The 3,272-nt window shown below is 71.6% G+C and carries 3 protein-coding genes; 1 reads left to right on the plus strand and 2 read right to left on the minus strand.

Annotated features, from left to right (window positions below; all coding sequences use genetic code 11):
* Window positions 1-1,375, minus strand: a 1,375-nt coding sequence (locus FUT87_RS21770; RefSeq protein ID WP_186830692.1) for an alpha-N-arabinofuranosidase, incomplete at its 3' end; no start/stop codon positions are given.
* A gap of 110 nt (window positions 1,376-1,485) precedes the next feature.
* Between FUT87_RS21770 and FUT87_RS21775 the strand changes: the two genes are divergently transcribed.
* Entirely contained in the window at window positions 1,486-2,214 is a 729-nt protein-coding gene (locus FUT87_RS21775; protein ID WP_147242367.1) for a FadR/GntR family transcriptional regulator, read from the plus strand.
* Window positions 2,215-2,224: 10 nt separating this feature from the next.
* Here the strand turns inward: FUT87_RS21775 and FUT87_RS21780 are convergent.
* Window positions 2,225-3,272 (minus strand): UxaA family hydrolase (locus tag FUT87_RS21780; RefSeq protein ID WP_147242368.1); only part of this gene is annotated, 1,048 nt, incomplete at its 5' end.

Genomic DNA, 3,272 nt, shown 5'->3' on the forward strand with positions numbered 1-3,272 from the left:
GCGCCGCGCGCTTCAGGCCGGTGGCGAGCTTCGCCGGCTGCTTCGGATCCAGGTTGACGAGGGCCAGGACGACCTGGCCGTCCGGCGTGCGGGCCGCGCTGACGTCCACCGCCGGCAGCTCGACGTCGTCGATGCGGAAGCGGGGCGTCGTCAGCGTGGCGCGCAGCGGCGTCGCGCCGCGGAACGGCCGGTACAGGTCGAAGGCGTGATAGGTCGGCGTGAGCACCATGGACGGGCCGTCGGTCAGCACCATGGCCTGCAGCACGTTGACCATCTGCGCGATGTTGGCCATCCGGACCCGGTCGGTGTGGCGATGGAAGACATTGAAGCTGAGCGCCGCGATCAGCGCGTCGCGCAGCGAGTTCTGCTGGTGCAGCGCCGGCGCGCCGGGCGGCGTGTCGTACCAGCTGCCCCATTCGTCGACATACAGGCCGATGCGACGCGTCGGGTCATGCTTGTCCATGATGCGGGAGACGGCGGCGATGCGGCCCTCGATGCCCATGGCCGACTTCAGCGTGCGCGCCCAGGCGGTGGCGTCGAATCCGGTCGCCGCGCCCTTGGCGGACCAGTCTCCGGGCATCGTGTAGTAATGCAGCGTGAACGCGTCCATGTGCTTGCCCGAACGCGCCATCAGCACCTCGACCAGCTGGTCGTTGCCTTCCCCATCGCCGGAGGCCACGCGCACCACCTGGTTCAGGAAGGTGGCGTAGCGGTTGTGCAGGTCGGACTGGTACTCGCCGCGCATGTTGCCGCCGCAGCCCCAGCTCTCGTTGCCGACGCCGACGTACTTGACCTTCCACGGCTGCTCGCGGCCGTTGCGGCGGCGCTCCTCGGCCAGCGTGGAGGCGCCGTCGGCGGTCATGTACTCCAGCCACTGGCTCAGCGCGCGCGGCGGCATCGAGCCCATGTTGCCGGCGAGGTAGGCCTCGCTGCCGAGCTGCTCGGCCAGGTCCATGAACTCGTGGGTGCCGACGCGGTTGCTTTCCGTGCCGCCCCACCAGCGGTTGACCCGGACCGGCCGTTTCGCCGGATCGCCGATGCCGTCGCGCCAGTCGTAGTCGTCGGCGAAGCAGCCGCCCGGCCAGCGCATCACCGGGATGCCAACCTGTCTCAGCGCCTGCACGACGTCATTGCGCCAGCCCCGGGTGTTGGGGATGGGGGACTCGGGGCCGACCCAGAGGCCGCCATAGACGCCGGTGCCCATGTGCTCGACGAAATGGCCGTAGACGGCGGGTTCGATCGCCGGGCCGGCGGCGTCCTGGCCGAGATCGAGGCGCGCCTGCGCCGGCGCGGTCGGGGCGGTCTGGGCCGGGGCCGGGGCCGCCGTGGTCAGGAGGGTGCAGCTCAGCGCCGCGAGGGAAAGCAACTGCTTCATCTGTCTCTTCTCTTGGCGCTTGACGCCTGGGTTCTTGGAGATCCGCCGAATCGGGAGGTCGCTTGAGAGCGCTACCATTGGTCAGTCCACTTGAGAGCGTTGGGAAGAGCATGGCCATGCCACACCGCGGCGGCGAGACCCGCCGGCAATACCAGTTGGTTGCCGACCGCATCCGGTCCCTCATCGAGACCGGCGGCTTTTCCGCCGGGGCGCGCCTGCCGGCGGAGCGGGAACTGGCGCTGCAGCTGGGGGTGTCGCGACCCTCGCTGCGCGAGGCGCTGATCGCGCTGGAGATCGAGGGCCGCATCGAGATCCGCGGCGGCTCCGGCGTCTATGTGACCAGCGTCCGCCCGCTGGCGGACAACGGGACGCCGTCCCTGGGCGACAGCCCGGCGGAACTGATGCACGCGCGGCTGGTGCTGGAGAGCGCCGTGATCACGCTGGCCGCGGCCCGCGTCACCAAGGCGGGACTGCAACGCGTGCAGGAAGCCCTGGACGCGATGCGCGCCGAACTGGCCGGCGGGCTCAAGCCGGTGGAGGCCGACCGCCGCTTCCACCTGAGCATCGCGGAGATGAGCGGCAATTCGGTCCTCGTCGACATGGTCGGATCGCTCTTCGATGGCCGCCACAGCCCGCTGTCGTTGCACATGAGCGGCCAGATCGAGTCGAACGACACCTGGAAGGACGCGCTGGCCGAGCACGAGGCCATCTACCAGGCGCTGGAGGCCCGCGACCCGCAGGCCGCGTCGGCGGCGATCTGCCGTCACCTGATCGCCTCGCATGCGCGCTGGACCGGCGATGCCGCGGAGATCCCGTCGCGCGGCGCCCTGATGCTCTGAGCCGCGGCGCTCACATCACCGCCCCGAGCTGCCAGGGCACGAACTCGTTGTCGCCCAGGCCGTGTTCCTCGCTGAGCGTGCGGCGGCCCGAGGCGGTCTCGCGCATCAGCTGGAAGAGCGCCTCGCCGGCCTCGGCCACGGTCTGCGTGCCGTCGACGATGCCGCCGGCATTGAAGTCCATGTCCAGGCGCATGCGTTCGAACAGCGCGGTGGTCGTGGCCAGCTTCAGCGAGGGCGTCGGCTTGCAGCCGTAGGTCGAGCCGCGGCCGGTGGTGAAGCAGATCAGCGTGGCGCCGCCCGCGACCTGACCCGTCGCCGACACCGGGTCGTAGCCCGGCGTGTCCATGAAGACCAGCCCGCGCGCGCGGACCGGCTCGGCGTACTCGATCACGTCGTTCAGCGGGCTGCCGCCGCCCTTGGCGACCGCGCCCAGCGACTTCTCCAGGATGGTGGTGATGCCGCCCGCCTTGTTGCCGGGCGAGGGGTTGTTGTCCAGCCGCGCGCCATGGCGCGCCGCGTACTGCTCCCACCACTGCAGGCGGTCCAGCAGTCGCCGGGCGACCTCGGGCGACGCGGCCCGCGCGGTCAGCAGGTGTTCGGCGCCATGGATCTCCGGCGTCTCCGACAGCAGGGCGGTGCCGCCATGGCGCACCAGCAGGTCGACCGCGGCGCCGAGCGCGGGATTGGCGCTGATGCCCGAGTAGCCGTCCGACCCGCCGCACTGCAGCCCCACCACCAGCGCCGACACCGGCACCGTGCTGCGGCGCGCCAGCCCCGCCTGCTCGGCGAGCTCGCGCACCAGCGCCTGGCCTTGCTCGACGGCCTCCCGGGTGCCGCCGGCCTCCTGGATGGTCAGCAGGCGCAGGCGCTCGCGGGTGGCCGCCGGCAGCGCCTGGACCAGCGGCTCGATCTGGTTCACCTCGCAGCCCAGGCCCACCAGCAGCACGGCGGCGAAGTTCGGATGCGCCGCATAACCGCGCAGCGTCCGCTGCAGCAGCGTCAGGCCGTCGCCCTCCGCGCTCATGCCGCAGCCGCTGCCGTGGGTGATGGCCACCACG

This window comes from Mitsuaria sp. TWR114 (assembly GCF_007997345.1).